3 protein-coding genes and 1 pseudogene are annotated in these 2,685 nt (G+C 61.6%); all 4 read left to right on the forward strand.

All coding sequences use genetic code 11. The annotated features are described in order from the left end of the window. Window positions 1-373, forward strand: a pseudogene (locus tag ASG51_RS25185) (hypothetical protein); the annotation flags it as partial. 66 nt (window positions 374-439) lie between these two features. Next, window positions 440-655, forward strand: a complete 216-nt coding sequence (locus tag ASG51_RS17345) for a hypothetical protein (RefSeq protein WP_056382128.1) — start codon at window positions 440-442, stop codon at window positions 653-655. 63 nt (window positions 656-718) lie between these two features. Next, on the forward strand, window positions 719-1,564 hold the full coding sequence (locus ASG51_RS17350; RefSeq protein WP_244480179.1) for a restriction endonuclease: 846 nt from the start codon (window positions 719-721) through the stop codon (window positions 1,562-1,564). Between the two features lie 11 nt (window positions 1,565-1,575). Continuing rightward, window positions 1,576-2,355: a Hachiman antiphage defense system protein HamA gene (locus tag ASG51_RS17355; RefSeq protein ID WP_056382130.1), complete on the forward strand. Its 780-nt coding sequence runs from the start codon at window positions 1,576-1,578 to the stop codon at window positions 2,353-2,355. The last annotated feature ends 330 nt before the right edge of the window (window positions 2,356-2,685 follow it).

Genomic DNA, 2,685 nt, shown 5'->3' on the forward strand with positions numbered 1-2,685 from the left:
CGAAAAACGCGAGCAACTGACTTCGACGCAGTTGGCGACGCACGAGAACACGACCGCTTTCATCGACACCGTGGATTTGGAAAACGCTCTTCGCAAGGTCGATACCGACCGTAGCAAGCTCGGACATGGGTGGCTCCTCAGCGTGAGGCGACAACATCCCGACTATGCCCCAACGCAAACCCGGGAGCAGGAGCCATCCACACCATCAATCGAACTCGCCTTCGCCAAGCTCAAGGCCATTCTTCGAGCCGAGGCCGCTCGAACGATCAGCGACCTCTGGGACACAATCCGACAAGCCTTCAGACGCTTCACGCCAGCCGAATGCCGCCAGTATCTCGCCGCCGCAGGCTACGACGCATATGATCCAACATGATCGGATGCTGCTCTAGACACCGACGAGGGCAAAGCCGCCGCAGGCGATTTCGACCTTCTGGCGACGGTGGCGAAGCAAAAGGCGACCTTCTTCCGATCGGGCTGGGCCAGCTACGACACCGCGCGGCCAGGGACACTGCGCCTGATGCCGAGCGAGGCGCGGATGAGGGATCTGCGTGCAGACTATCGTGCGATGGCGCCAATGATGTTCGATGACAGCCCGCCCGCCTTTGACGTCATACTTGCAAAAATCGAGAAGCTCCAAGAAACCATCAATAACTAGCGCAAAGCTACAGGCCGGGGAGGAAAGTTTATTAGCGCGATACGCTCCATCGATCTTCGGCTTGTGGATGATCTCGTCGACTTCGCACGAGATCCCGGCTTTGTGCTGGATTTTTCCGATAATAGCTTCGCGGACTTCTTCGCCTCCGAGCTCAAGGTCAATATCGATGACCCGAAGTACGCGGTGAATGGCGGCTCGAAGGGCAAGCGCCTGCGCTACTTCCTGCAGAGCTGCGACGACGCCACCGCCGTCCGCACGCTTGCGGCGCTCTGGGAGCATCGCTGGGAATATCTTGCACGCACGGGCGGGAAAGATCCCGTCGTCAATGCAGAGAGCCGCTATCAAGGGCTGATCAGCCGACTCTCTGGCCGCGCCACGCCGCAGGCGTCGGAGCCCAGCGCGAACACAGGCGCGGTCGACAAGCAGACGATCGCCCAGATCAAGGCAGACCTCCTGCAGGTCACGACGCTCGGCCCGCAAGCGCGGGGCTACGCCTTCGAAGGTTTCCTCAAGGGCCTGTTTAACACCTTCGGCCTTGCGGCTCAGGACCCGTTCCGACTGAAAGGCGAACAGATCGACGGCAGCTTTCTGCTTGGCAGCGAGGTCTATCTTCTCGAAGCCAAGTGGCACGGGCAACCCATCGGCGTCGCCGAGCTGCATACGTTCCATGGCAAAATCGAGCAGAAGGCGGCATGGACGCGCGGCCTGTTCGTCAGCAACAGCGGCTTCTCTGAAGACGGTCTGGTGGCCTTTGGTCGGGGCAAGCGCGTGATCTGCATGGACGGTCTTGATCTCTACGAGATGCTCGACCGGGGAATACCGCTCACCCAGGTACTTGAACGCAAGGTGCGCAGGGCGGCCGAAACCGGCATGCCCTTCCTTCGCGTTCGCGACCTCTTTCCGAGCTGAGGGCGAGGCGCATGGTTCAATTCAACGATTGGTGCGACTCCGCCGACACCCCCGCAGGCAATCATCACGTTCGGGTCATAACGGGCCGGCCTGCCGACTCGGCGACCGGCATACAGGTGACGGCCACGGCCCTGCCGGTCCACTACGCCGCCGAGGAACGTATCGCCGGCGCGCTTGCAAGGCTGGGAAAGCCCGCCGCCGCGAAGATGATCACCGATCTTCTCCCTCAGACGCCGCAGATCCGTTCGGGCGATCTCGGTGAGATTTACGCAACTGAGTGGATCAATGCACACAGCGGCTATCGCGCGCCCATAAAACGGTTGCGCTGGAAGGATCACCGCAACATGGCGATGCGCGGCGACGACGTCATCGGTATGATCCTCGATCCCGCGACGCAGCGCCTTCGCTTCCTGAAGACGGAAGCGAAGAGCCGCATCGACCTCCGTGCCCAGACGTTACAGGAGGCGCGGATCGGCCTCGATAAGGATGGCGGCCTCCCGTCGTCGCATGCGCTGTCCTTTATCTCGGCTCGGTTGATGGAACTGGGCACTGATGCGCCGCTTGTCGACGCGATCGACGAAGCGCTCTATCGGCACGGCATCCCGCCCGAGAGCGTCAAACATCTTCTCTTCACCTTCTCCGGAAACTCTCCGCACGCGCTGCTGACGCAGGCGCTGCAAGCTTACCCCGGTCCAATCGGACAATGGGGTGTCGGTCTGCACGTCGATGGCCATGCCGCCTTCGTGGGGGCCGTCTACGCTCAGGTCATAGCCGATGCCAACCAGCCCTGACGCGATAATAGCCGCCATAACGGAAGCGACGACGACGGGCTTCCGCGGCAGGCTCATCGCGCGGGGCCAGGCGCGGGCGATGATCTGGCGCGACGGCGTTCTCCCACCTGAAGCGCCCGCCTTCTCGCCCCAACTCAGCTTCGACCTCCACAGTTATGCCTATGGCTTGCTTGGGTTAGGGCTACGCCTCCTCTAACTCAATGGCGACCCAAGCCAAGCACGGATCGCGTTCTGTCTGTCGTCAGATGATTTGGGACATTCAGCGGTGTTCAGGAGCGGAGGCTCTGGTCCATCTGGGGTAAGAGGTTAGGCAGCCTGCGCGTGATGGCG

This window comes from Methylobacterium sp. Leaf465, assembly GCF_001424705.1.
Lineage (GTDB): Bacteria > Pseudomonadota > Alphaproteobacteria > Rhizobiales > Beijerinckiaceae > Methylobacterium.